General features: G+C 36.4%; 23 protein-coding genes. 3 read left to right on the top strand and 20 right to left on the bottom strand.

From position 1 onward, the window contains the following. Window positions 1-4 precede the first annotated feature (4 nt). The 4 genes from nagA to scpA all read right to left on the bottom strand — a co-directional run bounded on the left by nagA (window position 5) and on the right by scpA (window position 3,810). The gene (gene nagA / locus DT250_RS11470) at window positions 5-1,147 is read right to left on the bottom strand and encodes an N-acetylglucosamine-6-phosphate deacetylase (RefSeq protein ID WP_002107769.1); all 1,143 of its coding nucleotides are present in this window, start codon (window positions 1,145-1,147) and stop codon (window positions 5-7) included. A gap of 207 nt (window positions 1,148-1,354) precedes the next feature. Then, window positions 1,355-2,257: a ComEC/Rec2 family competence protein gene (locus DT250_RS11465; RefSeq protein ID WP_001257286.1), complete on the bottom strand. Its 903-nt coding sequence runs from the start codon at window positions 2,255-2,257 to the stop codon at window positions 1,355-1,357. 78 nt (window positions 2,258-2,335) lie between these two features. After that, window positions 2,336-2,908: a segregation/condensation protein ScpB gene (gene scpB, locus DT250_RS11460; RefSeq protein WP_149213066.1), complete on the bottom strand. Its 573-nt coding sequence runs from the start codon at window positions 2,906-2,908 to the stop codon at window positions 2,336-2,338. Between the two features lie 158 nt (window positions 2,909-3,066). Continuing rightward, a complete protein-coding gene (gene scpA, locus DT250_RS11450) occupies window positions 3,067-3,810 on the bottom strand; it encodes a segregation/condensation protein A (RefSeq protein WP_001199757.1) in 744 nt (247 codons plus the stop codon). Window positions 3,811-3,979: 169 nt separating this feature from the next. Here scpA and DT250_RS11445 point away from each other — a divergent pair, with 169 nt between their 5' ends. Beyond that, window positions 3,980-4,075 carry a YjcZ family sporulation protein gene (locus tag DT250_RS11445; RefSeq protein ID WP_000510194.1) on the top strand — a complete coding sequence of 32 codons (96 nt, stop codon included), beginning with the start codon at window positions 3,980-3,982 and terminating at the stop codon, window positions 4,073-4,075. Between the two features lie 97 nt (window positions 4,076-4,172). Then, window positions 4,173-4,691, top strand: coding sequence for a DUF309 domain-containing protein (locus tag DT250_RS11440; protein ID WP_088064344.1), 519 nt, complete (start codon window positions 4,173-4,175; stop codon window positions 4,689-4,691). 20 nt (window positions 4,692-4,711) lie between these two features. Here the strand turns inward: DT250_RS11440 and ribT are convergent, their stop codons facing one another. The 3 genes from ribT to DT250_RS11425 all read right to left on the bottom strand — a co-directional run bounded on the left by ribT (window position 4,712) and on the right by DT250_RS11425 (window position 5,986). Next, window positions 4,712-5,080 carry a GNAT family N-acetyltransferase RibT gene (gene ribT, locus DT250_RS11435; protein ID WP_149213065.1) on the bottom strand — a complete coding sequence of 123 codons (369 nt, stop codon included), beginning with the start codon at window positions 5,078-5,080 and terminating at the stop codon, window positions 4,712-4,714. 67 nt (window positions 5,081-5,147) lie between these two features. After that, the gene (locus DT250_RS32225) at window positions 5,148-5,330 is read right to left on the bottom strand and encodes a hypothetical protein (protein WP_002008447.1); all 183 of its coding nucleotides are present in this window, start codon (window positions 5,328-5,330) and stop codon (window positions 5,148-5,150) included. Window positions 5,331-5,548: 218 nt separating this feature from the next. Then, window positions 5,549-5,986 (bottom strand): peptidylprolyl isomerase, encoded by a 438-nt coding sequence (locus tag DT250_RS11425; RefSeq protein ID WP_000853789.1) that lies wholly within the window; start codon window positions 5,984-5,986, stop codon window positions 5,549-5,551. Between the two features lie 187 nt (window positions 5,987-6,173). Here DT250_RS11425 and DT250_RS11420 point away from each other — a divergent pair, with 187 nt between their 5' ends. After that, window positions 6,174-7,040 (top strand): DUF1002 domain-containing protein, encoded by an 867-nt coding sequence (locus DT250_RS11420; protein WP_000850509.1) that lies wholly within the window; start codon window positions 6,174-6,176, stop codon window positions 7,038-7,040. 31 nt (window positions 7,041-7,071) lie between these two features. Here the strand turns inward: DT250_RS11420 and DT250_RS11415 are convergent, their stop codons facing one another. The 13 genes from DT250_RS11415 to spoIIAA all read right to left on the bottom strand — a co-directional run bounded on the left by DT250_RS11415 (window position 7,072) and on the right by spoIIAA (window position 16,333). Beyond that, complete coding sequence (locus tag DT250_RS11415; protein WP_002008448.1) at window positions 7,072-7,875, bottom strand: Cof-type HAD-IIB family hydrolase; 804 nt, start codon at window positions 7,873-7,875, stop codon at window positions 7,072-7,074. 96 nt (window positions 7,876-7,971) lie between these two features. Further along, complete coding sequence (gene spoVAF, locus DT250_RS11410; protein WP_048546238.1) at window positions 7,972-9,444, bottom strand: spore germination protein SpoVAF; 1,473 nt, start codon at window positions 9,442-9,444, stop codon at window positions 7,972-7,974. Continuing rightward, window positions 9,431-10,000 (bottom strand): stage V sporulation protein SpoVABEA, encoded by a 570-nt coding sequence (gene spoVAEA / locus DT250_RS11405; RefSeq protein ID WP_001254416.1) that lies wholly within the window; start codon window positions 9,998-10,000, stop codon window positions 9,431-9,433. Before spoVAEA ends, spoVAF begins: the two co-directional genes overlap by 14 nt. 5 nt (window positions 10,001-10,005) lie before the next feature. Then, window positions 10,006-10,356 (bottom strand): stage V sporulation protein AE, encoded by a 351-nt coding sequence (gene spoVAE, locus DT250_RS11400; protein ID WP_000345909.1) that lies wholly within the window; start codon window positions 10,354-10,356, stop codon window positions 10,006-10,008. A gap of 3 nt (window positions 10,357-10,359) precedes the next feature. Then, window positions 10,360-11,376, bottom strand: a complete 1,017-nt coding sequence (gene spoVAD, locus DT250_RS11395; protein WP_088123347.1) for a stage V sporulation protein AD — start codon at window positions 11,374-11,376, stop codon at window positions 10,360-10,362. Window positions 11,377-11,389: 13 nt separating this feature from the next. After that, window positions 11,390-11,848 (bottom strand): stage V sporulation protein AC, encoded by a 459-nt coding sequence (gene spoVAC, locus DT250_RS11390; protein ID WP_000147730.1) that lies wholly within the window; start codon window positions 11,846-11,848, stop codon window positions 11,390-11,392. A 14-nt stretch (window positions 11,849-11,862) separates the two neighbouring features. Continuing rightward, a complete protein-coding gene (spoVAB, locus tag DT250_RS11385) occupies window positions 11,863-12,279 on the bottom strand; it encodes a stage V sporulation protein SpoVAB (protein WP_000572948.1) in 417 nt (138 codons plus the stop codon). Further along, window positions 12,272-12,892, bottom strand: coding sequence for a stage V sporulation protein SpoVAA (gene spoVAA / locus DT250_RS11380; protein WP_087985124.1), 621 nt, complete (start codon window positions 12,890-12,892; stop codon window positions 12,272-12,274). The genes spoVAB and spoVAA overlap by 8 nt, the downstream gene beginning before the upstream one ends. Window positions 12,893-13,008: 116 nt before the next feature. Continuing rightward, window positions 13,009-13,107 (bottom strand): methionine/alanine import family NSS transporter small subunit, encoded by a 99-nt coding sequence (locus tag DT250_RS11375; RefSeq protein ID WP_000016829.1) that lies wholly within the window; start codon window positions 13,105-13,107, stop codon window positions 13,009-13,011. Further along, window positions 13,107-14,633 (bottom strand): sodium-dependent transporter, encoded by a 1,527-nt coding sequence (locus DT250_RS11370; RefSeq protein WP_000450092.1) that lies wholly within the window; start codon window positions 14,631-14,633, stop codon window positions 13,107-13,109. Before DT250_RS11370 ends, DT250_RS11375 begins: the two co-directional genes overlap by 1 nt. A gap of 137 nt (window positions 14,634-14,770) precedes the next feature. Then, complete coding sequence (sigF, locus tag DT250_RS11365; protein WP_000350733.1) at window positions 14,771-15,529, bottom strand: RNA polymerase sporulation sigma factor SigF; 759 nt, start codon at window positions 15,527-15,529, stop codon at window positions 14,771-14,773. A 12-nt stretch (window positions 15,530-15,541) separates the two neighbouring features. Further along, a complete protein-coding gene (gene spoIIAB / locus DT250_RS11360; protein WP_048546248.1) occupies window positions 15,542-15,982 on the bottom strand; it encodes an anti-sigma F factor in 441 nt (146 codons plus the stop codon). Continuing rightward, complete coding sequence (gene spoIIAA, locus DT250_RS11355; RefSeq protein WP_000059133.1) at window positions 15,983-16,333, bottom strand: anti-sigma F factor antagonist; 351 nt, start codon at window positions 16,331-16,333, stop codon at window positions 15,983-15,985. It abuts the gene before it with no gap. Window positions 16,334-16,419: the final 86 nt, after the last annotated feature.

Here is a 16,419-nt window from a genome sequence, read left to right as displayed (position 1 = left end):
TTAATTACTTCCCTTCCTTCATATGAATTCCTAAACGAACCGTATCATATACATGTAAATCTTCATTCATCACAACAAAGTCTGCATCTTTTCCTACCGCTAATGCACCTTTATGATTTAATCCAAACTCTTCTGCTTGGTTAACTGATGTCATCAGTACTGCATCTTCGATTGAACAACCTGTAAATTCAATTACATTTCGGAAAGCTTGATCCATTTTTAGAATACTACCAGCTAACGTTCCATCTTCTAATCGAGCACTACCATCTTTTACATGTACTGGCTGTCCGCCAAGCTCATATAATCCATCTTCAAGACCTTTTGCACGCATTGCGTCAGTAATAACACTTACTTTTTTCGGTCCTTTTAATTTATATGCTAATTTCACCATATCAGGGTGAATATGAATACCATCTGTAATTACTTCAACCATTACATCTGGATTTAATAACACATGACCAACAACTCCTGGTTCTCGGTGATGTAATCCACGCATTTGATTGTATAAATGCGTTGCATGTGTAATGTTTCTATTTTTTAGTTGCGCATCAATTGCATCTGTATGCCCCATTGTGCCAACAACACCAGTTTCAGCAAGATACTGCTCAAACTCTAATGCACCTTCTTCTTCAGGTGCATATGTTACTAATTTAATTAGATTCCCGCTTGCTTCCTGCCATTGTTTAAATTGTTCAATATTCGCAGGAACAATATGTTCAAGTGGTTGTGCACCTGCACGTTTTTTTGAAACATACGGTCCTTCTAAGTGAATATATTCGAAATGTGCTCCTTTTTCTTTCGCTTCCTTCGCAGCATGTAGTGCCGCTTCGATTGCTTCTGGAGCTTGTGTCATTGTTGTTGGAAAGTAAGTTGTAACTCCTTCTTTTAACATTTCTTTACCTAGAGTTACTAATCCATCGCTATTTGCATCCATCGCATCAATATCGTATCCACCATGAATATGAACATCAATCATACCTGGAATCACAATCTTCCCTGCTGCATCTAAAACCGCTTCATTTTCTTGTGATACATATTGAGCCATCAAACCAATTTCTTTAATTGTTTCTGCGTAACGAATAAATCCGTTTTCCACTACTTCTTGACCTGTATAAATTTTGGCATTGATGACAACTTGCGTTTTCATTTTCATCGATCCTTTCCCATGAAATACCTACTTGTTATTATTACCTTATTCGCCTAATTCCATCTTAATATATGCACGAGTAGTTGTCTAGACATTCGAATGAAATTTCCTCTTTGTTTAACAAAAAGGAAACTTAGTACGTCTCTTGCAATTATAATATATGTTATTCAGTTTTCCAAAAAGGGAGAATATCCCCTATCATATTACTCACTTAAGTAATGGCATTAATCCACTAGAGCCTATTGTAATATGCTCGCCGTCTGTTTCCATTTCTACTGTACGTTTATTTGTTCCATATATCATTATACCATGCTGTTTTAAGCGTCTCACTACACTTTGATGCGGATGTCCATACGGATTTCTGCTTCCATATGAAAGAATCGCAAACTGTGGTTCTACTTTTTTTATAAACATTTCACTTGTTGAAGTATAGGAGCCATGATGTCCCACCTTTAACACATCTGCATGTACATCAAATTGCTTTAATATTTCAGTTTCCGTCCGCACATCAGCATCACCCATTAGTAAAAAATCCGCTTTTCCGTATCGTACCTTCAACACAATTGAAGATTCATTATTTTCATCTTTTGATTTCCCATTGTTTAATACTTGTATGGAAACATGCGGATCTAGCGGTATGTATTGTCCCTCTTTTACTGAAACGAAAGGAATTCCTCTTTTTTTAATATGATTCCGGTATGTGTGATACGTAAAAGAACTATATGTTTTTCCACTATCTAATATAAGCGATACCGGCATTTGCTCTACAATCGGAATAAGTCCTCCAATGTGATCCATATCAGGATGAGTACTGACGATAGCATCTAAATGGTTAATCCCTTTTTCGATTAGTTTTTGAATGATAACCTCTCCGGCTTCATAAGGTCCCCCGTCAATTAACATCGTTTGTCCATTTGGCAATGTGATAAGTGTCGCATCACCTTGTCCAACTTTTAAAAAACTCACTTTCATTTTACCAAAATGTTGCCGCTGCATATGTAAAGGAGACGCGGTATGAATAGACATCATATATCTTTTAGCCGATGCACTATTTAAAGAAAAGCATAACAAAACAGAAACTAACAATAAAATACCTCGCATACTTCTCATAACTCGTCTCCTTTTTTCAATTAGTATGGCACGGTATATAATTGATATACAAAAAAAGCTTAGCAAAATGCTAAGCTTTTATTTCGATATCTCCTGTAAAGAACCAAAGAATAAATCTGCTTCATTCATTTGTTCATTCTCTTCAGAAAGTGCCGGTAAATCATCTAATGTTTTCAATCCAAATGTATCCAAAAATTCTTTCGTTGTTCCATATAAAATAGGACGCCCTGGCCCTTCTGCTCTTCCCATTTCTTTTATAAGTAAGTGTGAAACTAACGTTTGTAACGCCTTATCGGTTTTCACCCCTCTAATCTCTTCCATTTCAGTCCTTGTAATAGGTTGACGATATGCCACAATCGCTAACGTTTCTAAAGCAGCCTGAGAAAGTGAAGCAGCTGTTGGGATATCTATTAATTTTTGATAGTACGAAGCATGTTCTTTCTTTGTAGCAAAACGATATACTTTTGCATACTGTACAATTTGCAAACCGCGGTGTGCACCTTCACATTCTTTTTGCATTTCTTCTAAAATATCGATTACTTCATTTCCTTCAATCTCAAGCACTTTCGCTATTTGTTCTGGATAAATCCCTTCATCACCAGAAACAAATAAAAGCCCTTCAATGACTGATTTCTGTTCTTTTCTATCCATTTTACGAGCTCCTTCCTCCAATTTTCTCCATAAAAATACACATCAAAAAACCGAATCACAATCAATGCGTTCGGTTCAATATTTTTTCTCTTGTTCCAAACGATACATTCAAACCTAGCATGAGATATATTATTCCCATCCCATTTTCCATACTAAATCTATGCAGATTTAGTAGAGCTTGATACGAAAATTTCATCAAAATTATGTTCTTGTTCAATTATGATTTGTTGATTTTTCATAAGCTCAAGAACCGCTAAAAATGTTACAACCATTATTTCCCGTTCATCATCAACAAACAAATCATAAAAACTTTGACGACCACCTTGTATTTCTAACTGTTTTAAAATATCAATCATGCGCTTTTCAATTGGTATTTCTTGACGAGTAATACGTGTTGTTACAGGTTTCTTTGCTTTTTTACGGCGCATTAATTTTTGAAATGCCGCTAGCATATCATATAACGTAACATCAAGAGGCAAGTTTGTCTCCTCTTCTTGTTGTAACGATGTAAAATCAATTGGCGGACGTGTATATAGCTGTGCTCTTTCTTGTTCTCTTTCTTTTAGCTCAGTAGCAACTTGCTTATATTTCTTATATTCAATTAACCTCTCCATCAATTCTTGACGAGGATCATCTATAAAGTCATCACCGTTATCAAGTACATCTTCTTCATGTTTCGGCAACAACATTTTACTTTTAATTTGTAATAAAGTCGCAGCCATTACTAAATACTCACTTGCAACATCTAACTGTAGTTCTTTCATCGTATGAACATAAGATAAATATTGCTCTGTAATTTCCGCTACAGGAATATTATATATGTCAATTTCATAACGATGTATTAAATGTAACAATAAATCTAAAGGCCCTTCAAAAGCCTCTACTTTAAAATTATACTGCACAAAGCATCCCACCACATTTTTTCTATAACAACATAAGTATAGAGCATACTCATGTTCTATCCAACCTTTTTAAGAAATTTAATTAAAAATAGACCTATGCCTATATCATCATGCCCACCGCTTCATATGATAACAGTGTAGTAAGAACAATGTAGGAGGTCAAAAAACTATGGGGCACGTTGATTGCGGTTTTAGCGGTGGGTTCGCATTACTTGTTGTATTGTTTATTTTACTAATTATTGTAGGGGCAGCTTGCTTCTGCTAATATGAACAATAACGACTAGGGACAATTCCCTAGTCGTTTATTGTTTATATTTCTATGATACACTTGTATTTATAACCGTTAAACAGGGGTGAAGAAAATGTATCCTACCGAATACATACAATTTTTAATTCATTTTCACGGAGATTATGATTATTTTGAATGCCACGAAACACTGGAAGAATATTGGAAAACAAAACCGAGAGGAAATCGTGATAATTATTTAGTCGGTCTTATTCAAATTGCAGTTTCTTTATACCATCAAAGACGCTCTAACTGGAATGGCTCAGAAAAGATGATGAAAAGCGCCATAACGATTTTAGAAAAAAACAGTGCACCTTTACTACGTTTAGGAATAAATCAGACACAACTTCTATGCTTACTCCAGGATAGATTGCAATCTATACAGAAAGAAGAGAGTTTTACACCGTTATTTTTACCGTTATCGGATACAGCATTAGAAAAGCACTGCATGGAATTATGTCAGAAACAAAACCTTCCTTGGAAAGACGTGAATGCTACTTCTAATGAATATATAATACATAAGCACACATTACGTGATCGAACAGAGGTCATCGCTGAACGAAACGAACAATTACAAAAAAGAAAGCAGAGATAATAAACCACTTATCTCTGCTTTTACGAATGTATATTTTGTTCTAGCCCTTTACACTTTTTGCAAAAACTTGCTGTTTGCTCATTTCCGCAAATTGTAAACTCAAGAAATTTACTCTTTAACTCTTGAACCATCTTCGTCCCAAAACCCATATGACGATGAGACGGGTTCACACTCAAATGCTGAATTTCCAACACTTGATTCTCTTTTTTTACAATCCCCATTATCCCAACAAAATCTTCGTTTTGTTTCCACAAATACAATTGCCAATCATCCTTTGCTTCATAATCTTTCATAGTCAATTGTAATGTTTTCACATCTTTTTCAGTTGGCATAAATGAAAGAAGCCCCATTGCAATCTTTTCATAACTTTTTTTAAAACGAATTAACATAACCCTTATCCCTTCTTACAAAAGTTACAAACTATTAATCCCCTCAACCACTCTTTTCATATCACATTCATTTTACAATATTTTCAACAGAGTGAGAAGGGCCTAAAACAACTTGATAATCATACAAAGCGAAAAGAAGAAAGTCAAATATATGTTTCAGTACTATTTTTTCTAAGTAGATTAACAAAGAAACGCTGTTATATGAAAGTAAAAAGAAACATCCACCGCTCATTACCACTTCAATATTCATCACCTGAGAGCAAATGAATTCTAGCAAAATTAATGTAATAAAAATATTTATTGAAACATGAAATCTAATGTATTCTATGTAATTTGTCAAAATTTTGTTCTTATAAGCGCCATATTTTCGCTACAATAACAGTACTACTTGTATCATGTACTGCAAACGAAATACCCATTCCTATTAAAAAACAAAAAAGAGAGCAATAGCTCTCTTTTCCCATTAACTTATTCTTCCCAAACTTTAACTTCTTTCATTACATCGCCTTGACGCATGTTTAATACTGTTTCAATACCGCTTGTTGCTTTACCGAATACAGTATGTACACCATCTAAATGCGGTTGTGGCTCATGAACAACAAAGAATTGGCTACCGCCTGTATTACGGCCAGCATGAGCCATAGAAAGTGAACCTACAAGGTGTCTATGAGGATTTCCATCAGTTTCACATGGGATAGAGTAACCTGGGCCACCTGCACCTGTTCCTGTTGGATCTCCACCTTGGCTTACGAAGCCAGGAATAACGCGGTGGAATGTCACACCATCATAAAATCCTTGCTCTGCTAGTTTTTTAAAGTTTTCTACTGTTTTTGGTGCCTCTTCTGGGAAAAATTCTAACTCGATTTTTTCACCATTTTCCATTAATATGTATCCTAAAGTTTTCATACGTATATGTCTCCTTTCAACTATCTCAGCACTATATTACCACATTCATGACTAGAAACAAAAAGAATCCGACAATCTAGATACTTCTTTTTCGAAATGTGGAAAAAGCTAGGTGACAAATAAGAAATATATACTATAATAACTGTGTTGCCCGAAAATTTTAGAAAGAGAAAGGGAGCGATTTTTCGTGAAAACGAAATTACTAGCTCTGCTATTGGCTGTAACGGTATTTATGATGCCAACAGCTTCGTTTGCAGACATCATCGAAGGAGAATCAATTGTTACACTAGGAGAAAACTTGTCTGAACAACAAAAACAAGATCTGTTAAAAGAAATGAAAGCACCAAAAGATGCTACAATCATTACTGTGTCTAATGCGGAAGAACATAAATTTCTAGAAGGGATTGTTCCAAAAGCCCAAATTGGTACGAGAGCAATTTCCTCTTCTATGATTACATACACAAAGCCAGGTTCTGGTCTCATTGTACGTTCAAAAAACATTAATTCGATAACAGATGCAATGTACACAAACGCACTTATTACAGCAGGTGTGAAAGATGCAGAAATTCAAATTACTGCACCATTTAAAGTTTCAGGAACTGCTGCTTTAACCGGTTTAATGAAAGCCTATGAAACAACATCGAACAAAGCAATTCCTGAGGAAGTAAAAAAAGTAGCCAATGAAGAAATGGTGCAAACAGCCCAGCTCGGCGATAAAATTGGTGAAGAAAAAGCAGTTCAACTTGTTGCAAAAATTAAAGAAGAAATTGCCAAAGAACAGCCAAAAACGACTGAAGATTTACGTTCATTAATTAAAAAAATTGCGGATCAACTTGGTATTACATTAACGGATGAACAGTTAGATAACTTAGTTGCGCTATTTGATAAAATGAAAAATCTTAATATCGATTGGAATCAAGTTGGCAGTCAGTTAAATAAAGCAAAAGAACACGTTTCTGCCTTTTTAGGATCTGAAGAAGGGCAAGGTTTCCTAGATAAAGTTAAAGATTTCTTCTCAAGTATCATTGATTTTGTTAAATCGTTATTCAAGTAAAAAGAAGCTCGTCAGTGACGAGCTTCTTTTTTTATACAAGTAATGGCAATTTCATAACAGCTTCTTCGACCGAACGAACAATATGATTTGCCTTATTCTTCACATATGGATGAGCATGATGTAGAGTAAATGAATGCGGAGTTACTTCAAACATAGAAATATCATTGAAAGAATCTCCAATGCATGCAACTTCATTTGCTTCAATTTGTAAATGTTCCATTAGTCGCCTTAAAGCACTCCCTTTACTTACTCCCCTTGGCATAATGTCAACATAGCGTTTACCAGACATAAAAACTTCCGCTTCGCTCTGAAATGTATCTCGTAACTCTTGATCTAATGCTGCAATTGTCTCTTCTTCCCCAAAAACAAACAATTTCGCAGGATGTACAGTCTTACCAAATTCCTCTTCTAATGCTTCTATCTCAGCAATATGCACGCCCATATACGTTTCAAAAGTATGATGATGTTCATTCTTTCTTTTTGTATACCGTTGCTCATTTGCACAAACAATATCTGCTAGTCCCTTTTTATGGATATATCGATATATTTCCTGGGCAATCCCATCTTCAAAACTTGATTCATGAAATATTTTTCCATCCGGCAGTAACATCGTTGCTCCATTTAAACTAGTTGTGTAATACGGGAATGCAAACCTATTTACGACTTCATCAATTCGATGAGTAAAGCGGCCAGAGGCAAAACAAATATTTGTCCCTTTTTCAGCTAACCAACAAAGTGCACGTTCATCTTCTTTTTGCATATGATTCACATTGTAAACGAGCGTATCATCTAAATCACTTACAAATAATTTAATCATGTCCTCTTCCCCTTCCATACACAATATCTACTCTAAGTGTACACAAAAAATGTTTGATTTTTGTTAAAAAACAATAAATTTTTGCTAAAAAAATAAACGGGTGTATAATCCCGTTTATTTTTGTCTTTTTACATTTTGAGGTCTTACAATACTTGGTCGTACTTTTAAACTAGACATCGTCGGGCGAAGTAGAATTTTTGTTAATGCACCCCAATCAAATGGTAAAAACGGCCATAAATAAGGTGTTTGTAAACTTTTTATAGACGTTAAAAATAAAATCAATATCGTCATACCAATTACAAATCCCATCTCATGGAAGAGACCTGTTAAAATAATAACAAACAATTTTCCAACTTTATTTCCTAATCCTAATTCATAACTCGGTGTTGCATATGCACCGATCATAGAAACTGCTACATACAAAATAACTTCTGGTACAAACAAACCTACATCGATTGCTATTTGACCAATTAATATGGCGGAAATTAACCCTGCTGCAGAAGATAACGGCGTTGGCGTATGAATGGCTGCCATCCTTAAAAACTCAAGTCCGATTTCGGCCATCAACACCTGTAATAGAATTGGTAAATGTGTCATCTTAGTCGGTCCAATGAATGCAAGGTTTTCTGGTAAAAGAGTTGGATCAAATACAAACACTAACCAAAATGGTAGTAAAAATAAGGAGAATAAGACACCTAAAAAGCGTACCCAACGTAAAAATGTACCGACAGCTGGATTTTGTCTAAACTCTTCCGCATGCTGTAAATGGTGGAAATATGTTGTTGGAGTAATCATAGCACTCGGTGATGTATCAACTAGTACTAACACATGTCCTTCTAATAAATGATTCGCCGCTACATCCGGTCTTTCTGTATATCGAATAAGCGGGAATGGATTATAGCTTTGCTTTACAACAAATTCTTCCACTGTTTTATCCGCCATCGTAATTCCATCGACATCAATGTTATTTAATTCTTGCTTTATAATCTTTACTAAATCTGGATTTGCAACATCTTGAACATATGTAATACAAATATCAGTTTGGGATCTATCTCCTACTCGAATCATTTCATTTCGGAGACGTGGATCTCGAATTCTCCTACGAATTAACGCTGTATTTACAACGATATTTTCAACAAATCCATCCCTCGCACCGCGTACTACTTTTTCAGTATCAGGTTCTGTCGGTGTTCGTCCTGGATAGCTGCGAACATCTATTGCGAACGCTTCCGTTTCACCTTCCACAAATATAACGATAAGTCCTGATAATACTTGGAGCATTACCTCATCCATCGTTTTCACTTTGCTTACTTGTTGATGGATTAAACGATTCTCTAAAAGCTTCACTGTATCTTCTTCTACATCCCTTATCTCATTTGTATCCACCGCTTCTTCTAAAATAGGGATAATATAATTTGTATCACAAAGTCCGTTTACAAATAACACACCAATTTCTTTATTTAAAATTTGAAATTTACGAATGCCAACGTCGTATGTAACACCCAGTCCAGCTGTTTGCTTTAAGTAATTTTCATTATCACTTATGAAAGATGAAATAGGGATATCCACTTTTTTAGGCTTCGTCATAAAAACCACTCCTTTCCAAAATTAATTGAATCGCTTTTCTAGTAATAGGTGATCCTCTCTCCCATTCATCGTTTCCACACATCTTACCAATATCACCAACTCCCACAATGACAGGAACATTCAGATCATCTAGACAATAAATTGTATCTCCGCTAATTCTGCCAATTTCACCATCTGGAAGTCCAAATTTATCAACACCGTATTCGGTTAAATTCCCGTTTCGATCTACACTGACATCTACACGTGCCCATTCCCAATGATGTGTATTAGACGCTACTGCCAAAATCCCCAGTACATCAATTTGTTTATGTGTGGCTACATATTTTAAAGCCTTTTCACCAGATCCTTCTCCAATAAATCCACTGTCATCAAACATGACAAATACAGGGTCATATGGCGTTTGCATAATAAGCTCAACAACTTTCTTCCCTGTCAATTTGGTTGGATTACTTTGTGATGCTGAAATACACCTTCCCCCAAATTCCTTCGTTAAAAGCTCAATCGTTCGCTTTGCATATTCATCTCCATCTGTGACCAAAACAACCCTTCGTCTCATTTGATTTATCCTTTCGGTTTACATATAAGTGCTACAAAAAATGAAAATAATATCGCTGCAGAAATGCCTGCAGACGTTAAACTAAACATACCCATACCAATCCCAATATATCCGTGTTTTTCTGCCGCATGCATTGCCCCATGTAATAGTGAATGTCCAAAACTTGTAATAGGAACTGTCGCCCCAGCACCAGCAAACTTTATAAGCTTATCGTACAATCCGAATCCATCTAAAACTGCTCCTATAACTACAAAGGTAGCCATTAAATGGGCTGGTGTTAACTTTGCGAAATCTAACAATACCTGTCCAATTACACAAATGGCGCCTCCTACAAGAAATGCATATATAAAATCCACAATTCACTCTCCCTTCACTCTCTCAAATACGACACCATGTGCAATTGTTGGAATGGTTTCTTTCTGCTGCATCATCATCGGACTTAATAACGCACCAGTAGCAACGACAAAAATTCGTTGTAAATTCCCTTTTTGCATCTCGCTTAATAAATGACCATATGTGACAACAGCTGAACAAGCACAACCACTACCACCGGCAAATACTTCTTCTTGACCGGGATCATAAATCATTAATCCGCAATCATTATATATATGCCCAAGATCATAACCTTCTTCCAGTAACAGTTGTTTTGCTATTGGTGTCCCAATAGCTGATAAATCACCGGTAACAATCAAATCATAATCTGCTGCACTTCTCTTCAAATCTTCAAAGTGTTGTTGAATTGTATGAGCAGCAGCAGGTGCCATCGCCGACCCCATATCTAAAGGATTCGCAATCCCTAAATCTTGCACTTTTCCAATCGTAGCTGCCGTAATTTTAATAGCACTTTTTTCTTTACTAATTAATATGGATCCCGCACCTGTAACAGTGGAATTTGCTGTTCCTGGTTTTTGTCCCCCATACTCTGTTGGATAACGGAACTGTCTTTCAGCCGTTGCATTATGACTACTTACCGTCGCTAAAACACGATTTGCGAATCCACCATCTATAAAGGCTGATCCAACCGCTAAAGTCTCCATCGAGGTTGCACAAGCGCTAAACATCCCTAAAAAGGGAATCCCCCACTTACGCGCAACATAATTTGCTGTCACTGTTTGATTTAATAAATCACCCGCTAAAAAGAAATCAATTTGTGATGTTTTTACATTTCCTTTTTGCAAGACTTGTTGAATTGAATCTGACATTAACCTTCGTTCAGCAAGTTCCCAGTTTTCCTCTCCGCAATGTAAATCATCATATGAAATATCAAAATCCTTCCAAAGAGGGCCCTCAGCTTCTTTTGGACCGACAGCAGTACCGGTTGCATTCACATAAATATCATTTTGAAATACCCACGTTTGTTTTCCGGTCAACCTCATACTAGCCCCTCCTTTAAGACATAAAAATGTTAAAAGTATATCTTATTAATCCAATAACGTATGCACCAACGACCCCAAAAACGATAACACTTCCCGCTAGCTTAAACATATTTGTAGCAACCCCAAGCACAATTCCTTCACTCTTATGTTCTAGCGCAGCGCTCGCCATAGAATTCGCAAATCCCGTAACAGGTACGGCCGATCCCGCTCCAGCAAATTGACCGATTTTATCATATACACCACAACCTGTTAAAATCGCCGATAATAATACAAGCGTTGCAACTGTCGGATTTCCTGCCTCTTGTTCACTGAAATGAAAATAATGTATATAAAATTTCATCAATACTTCTCCGACAGTACAAATGAATCCACCTACAAGAAATGCCTTGACACAATTTAGGAAATAGTTTGGTTTTGGATGGTACTCCTTCACTTTATTTATGTAATCATCCTTTAGTTTTCGCCCTGTCATTTATATACTGCCTCCTACTTTACGAAATAAATCCAGTGAAACAATGAGCCTATTACTTTGCCAAGTACAAGAGCAACGAGTAAAACAACGATTTTCCCTTCTACCCCTACTCGTTTCGCTAAAATAGGTAAAACATTTAACACTTCTGTTAATGCGGCTGCAAGCATTCCAATGAATGTGCCACAAAATATTCCTAATATAACAAGCCAATATTGCGACGTTTGAAATGTAATGTTTTTCAAACTACACCAAGCTCCTGTTAACGTACCTGCAATAACTGCCCACTCAAAATATTGAATGTGCTTTCCACTTCTCGTTAATTGAGCTAGACGGGGGATTATACCAAGTACAGCTAAAAATGCGACATATCCGCTACCCACTGCAATTCCTCCCGCTAAACCAATTAAAATAACAAGCCCAGACTCAATCATCGGCAAGTTGTTTCATATTGTCCTTGTTTTCATGAACAATTACATATTGGTCAAGTGACTGCTGATATTGGAACATCTCCACTTCTAACGGACTCGGTTCTTCATTAATTCGCTTTTGAAATACATGATTAAAAAATAAGACCATACCTAACCCAAGACCTACTGAATAAGGAATTTGAAATAGCAGTGGCTGCGCCTTAAATTCTCCCGTAATCATGTAATATAACCGCTGGTGCACTTGTTGCATGCTTACATCTTCATGGAAATAAATGATCGCAAGAGCAGCTCCAATAAAAAGTAACAACCATACAAGTCCGAAGAAAACCGGATGTACTTTCTTTTTTTCATATATAATTTCAACAAGAGTTTGTCCAGAACCGAGTAAATTAATTTGTATATGAGCCGCTTTTCGCCTAATAATCTCAATAATTTTCATAACATCAATTACAACATGTGTCTTATCATGCGCTGTTATTTTGTAAACTACCTCATCCTGTAACGACTCAACTACCTCAGTATCTCCGGCAAGTTGAGCGACATCACGTAGTTTCACTTCATACGTAGGAGAAACTTTTAATCGATTACGCATTTTAATATAAATTGTTTGTTCCAATTTCTATTCACCTCTTCACTCTTCCTCGTAGTTGTAGTATGGTTATTGAATTTTTTTCTAATACAATTTTTTCATAAAAAAACATCTGTACCGTTTCGGTACAGATGTTTTTTAGTTTATGCCTTTTTCTTAAATAAATTTGCAATACTTAATGCGAGTCCTCCCCAAATGACTACCATACCAATCACCATCATCATAATCGCTGATCCGCTCATTATGAAACACCCCGATCTTTCCATTCTTTTTCAAGCTTAGCAGAATCTGAATGTATTTGTGCATTCCATTTCTTTATACTAATGATTAGTGCAACGATAAGGAAGGCTGCTGCAATTGACCAACCATATGTTACGACAAACTCCGTTGGATAATCTCCGTAGTTCTTTTTAATATTTTGGATTGTGCCATCAATTAACATGTACCCTAACATAAGCGGGGTAATAACGAGTAAACTTACTCTCCAAAACGTCCCTAACTTAATATCAGATACGAAGTTTGCATGATTTTGGTAAACTGGTAAACGACGTAGAATGAGCCCTATCGTAACCACTTCCGCTAATGCAATTGAAATTAATCCGAAGTTATTAGCGAAATAATCAACAACATCTAGGAACATAAGCCCGCCACGTGTTGCAAAAACAAGAGAAACTAGTACGAGAAGCGTCCCCATAATTCCAATTGTTTTTTGGCGACTTAAGCTGAACTTTTCAGATACGGCAGCAAAACATACTTCCGCAAGTGAAATGAGGGATGTAATTCCAGCAACCGTTAATGATAAGAAAAATAATACGCCAAATAACGGTGACATCGGTAACTCATTAATGATTTGCGGGAATACTACGAACGCAAGTCCTACACCAGCACTTGCTACTTTATCAACTGGTACTCCCATATTATTTGCCATAAATCCAAGAGCTGCAAAGACCCCAATCCCAGCTAACAATTCAAATCCTGAGTTTGCAAAGCCAGTAATAAAGGCATTATTTGTTGTATCTGAGTTTTTCGGTAAATAACTAGAATACGTAATCATAATTCCAAATGCTAAAGATAAGCTAAAGAAAATTTGACCATAAGCAGCAAGCCATACTTTCCCATCAAAAATACGACTCCAATCTGGTTTGAAGAATGCATCCAACCCTTGCATTGCACCTTCCATCGTCACTGCACGAACTACGATAATAAGGAACATAACAACTAATAAAGGGATGAAAATACGATTAACAACTTCGATTCCTTTTTTAACTCCTTTGAATGCTACACCGAGCACGATAATCCAAACGAGAGCTAATGGAATTAATACTTCCGGTACGAGCCCTCCAAACTGTCCAGGCTTATCTGCAACATGCAAATACTCTTTAAATAAAAATGATTGCGTGTCTTTCCCCCACGCTCCAGTAATTGCAAAGTACGTATAGGAAATAGACCAAGCAATAATTACTGCATAATATGTTGAAACGATAAACGTTACACACATTTGCCACCATCCGATAAATTCAGCACGGGGACTAATACGGAAGAACGTAAGTGGCGCTGAACCACGATGACGATGCCCAAGAGCAAATTCAAACGCCAATAATGAAATACCAGTCGTTAATAATGCGAATAAGTACGGTAAAAAGAATGCGCCTCCCCCATTTTCATACGCTGTATAAGGAAAACGCCATATGTTTCCTAATCCAACGGCAGAGCCGACCGCTGCGAAAATGAATCCGGCCCTCGTTCCCCATTGTTGCCTCGTTTCCATATTCCCTTCCCCCTTTGTGACAAGTTCATACTTGGATTATATTTTAAATTTACTAAATTATCAATAAATTCTGTTAATTTTTACGAAAGTTTACAATCCCTACTAAATTAAAGTCATAAAAAAAATCGAATAGATAGCTACTCATCTATTCGATCTTTCATCTGTTTTAATATTTTCTTTTCAAGTCTTGAAACTTGTACTTGCGAAATACCTATGCGCTCCGCTACTTCAGATTGGGTTTGGTCTTTATAGTAGCGTAAATATACAATTAAACGTTCTCGATCATCTAATTCTCTAATTGCTTCTTTTAAAGCAATTTTATCAAACCATTTCGTTTCAGATTGATCAGCAATTTGATCTAAAATAGTGATTGGATCTCCATCGTTTTCATACACCGTTTCATGTATGGATGAAGGAGCACGACTCGCTTCTTGCGCCAGAACCACTTCTTCTGGCGTTAGTTCTAACGCTTCGGCTACTTCGTTAATCGTTGGTGCCCTTCCGAATTCTTTCGAAAGCTCGTCTCTCATCTTTCGAATTTTATTTCCTGTTTCTTTTAAAGATCTACTTACTTTCACTGATCCATCATCACGTAAAAATCGTTGTATTTCTCCAATAATCATTGGAACTGCATATGTTGAAAATTTCACGTCGAAAGATAAATCAAATTTATCTACCGATTTTAAGAGCCCAATACATCCAATTTGAAATAAATCGTCTGGTTCGTATCCTCGATTAAGAAAACGCTGCACAACCGACCATACGAGACGCATATTACTTTGAACGATTGTATCTCTCGCTTGTTGATCTCCATCTTGACTTTGTTGAATTAACGCTTTTAGCTCGTGGTCCTTTAACTGAGGTTTCTTCTTCTCATTTTTGACCTCTATGTCCATAGGCTATTCTCCTTAATTGCATAGAGCGTTACTATTTGATAAGTATTTTGTCAAATGGATTGTTGTCCCGAAAGATTCGTTTGAAATAACTTCTACTTCATCCATAAAATTTTCCATGATAGTAAATCCCATTCCGGAACGCTCTAATTCAGGTTTAGTTGTAAAAAGGGGTTGTCTTGCTTCATCTAAATCAAAGATGCCAATCCCTTCATCTCGAATCGTGAGTTTCACCATTGCTTCTTCCAAAATTACAGAAATATAAACAACACCTTCTGCATTTCCATCGTATCCATGAATAATTGCATTCGTAACTGCTTCTGACACAACTGTTTTAATCTCCGTAAGTTCTTCCATCGTTGGATCTAGTTGCGCAATGAAAGCAGCTACTGTAACGCGAGCGAATGATTCATTTTGACTTAATGCTGAAAATTGAAGGTTCATCTCATTTCTCATTTATGCCACCCCCAACGTCGCGAGCGCATGCGCTTCACTTTCTTCTAAGCGAACAATTTTAAATAAGCCCGACATTTCAAATAAACGCTTAACAGGCGGTGAAATTGCACAAACAACCATTTCTCCACCTAATCCCTTTACATGCTTATATCGGCCTAATATAACACCTAAACCAGAACTATCCATAAACGATAAGTTCTCTAGGCTCAAAACAATATGATGAACACCATGTGTCTCAATCATATCTGTTACTTTCGTTCGCAACTCTTCAGCAGTATGATGATCTAATTCACCCGCTAGTCTCACACATAGGACGTCACGCTTTACTTCTAATTGCATGGAAAGACTCACACGATTTCCTCCTTATGCTCAAACTTTACTCATTTACATACATAAAGATTTTCGTGATACAACATAAGAATCCTTCCTGCTGACAA

Origin of the sequence: Bacillus sp. AR2-1, from assembly GCF_008368755.1 — a bacterium.
Lineage (GTDB): Bacteria > Bacillota > Bacilli > Bacillales > Bacillaceae_G > Bacillus_A > Bacillus_A wiedmannii.
The sequence above is the reverse complement of the archived record's forward strand: the minus strand, read 5'-3'. Positions and strand labels throughout refer to the sequence as shown.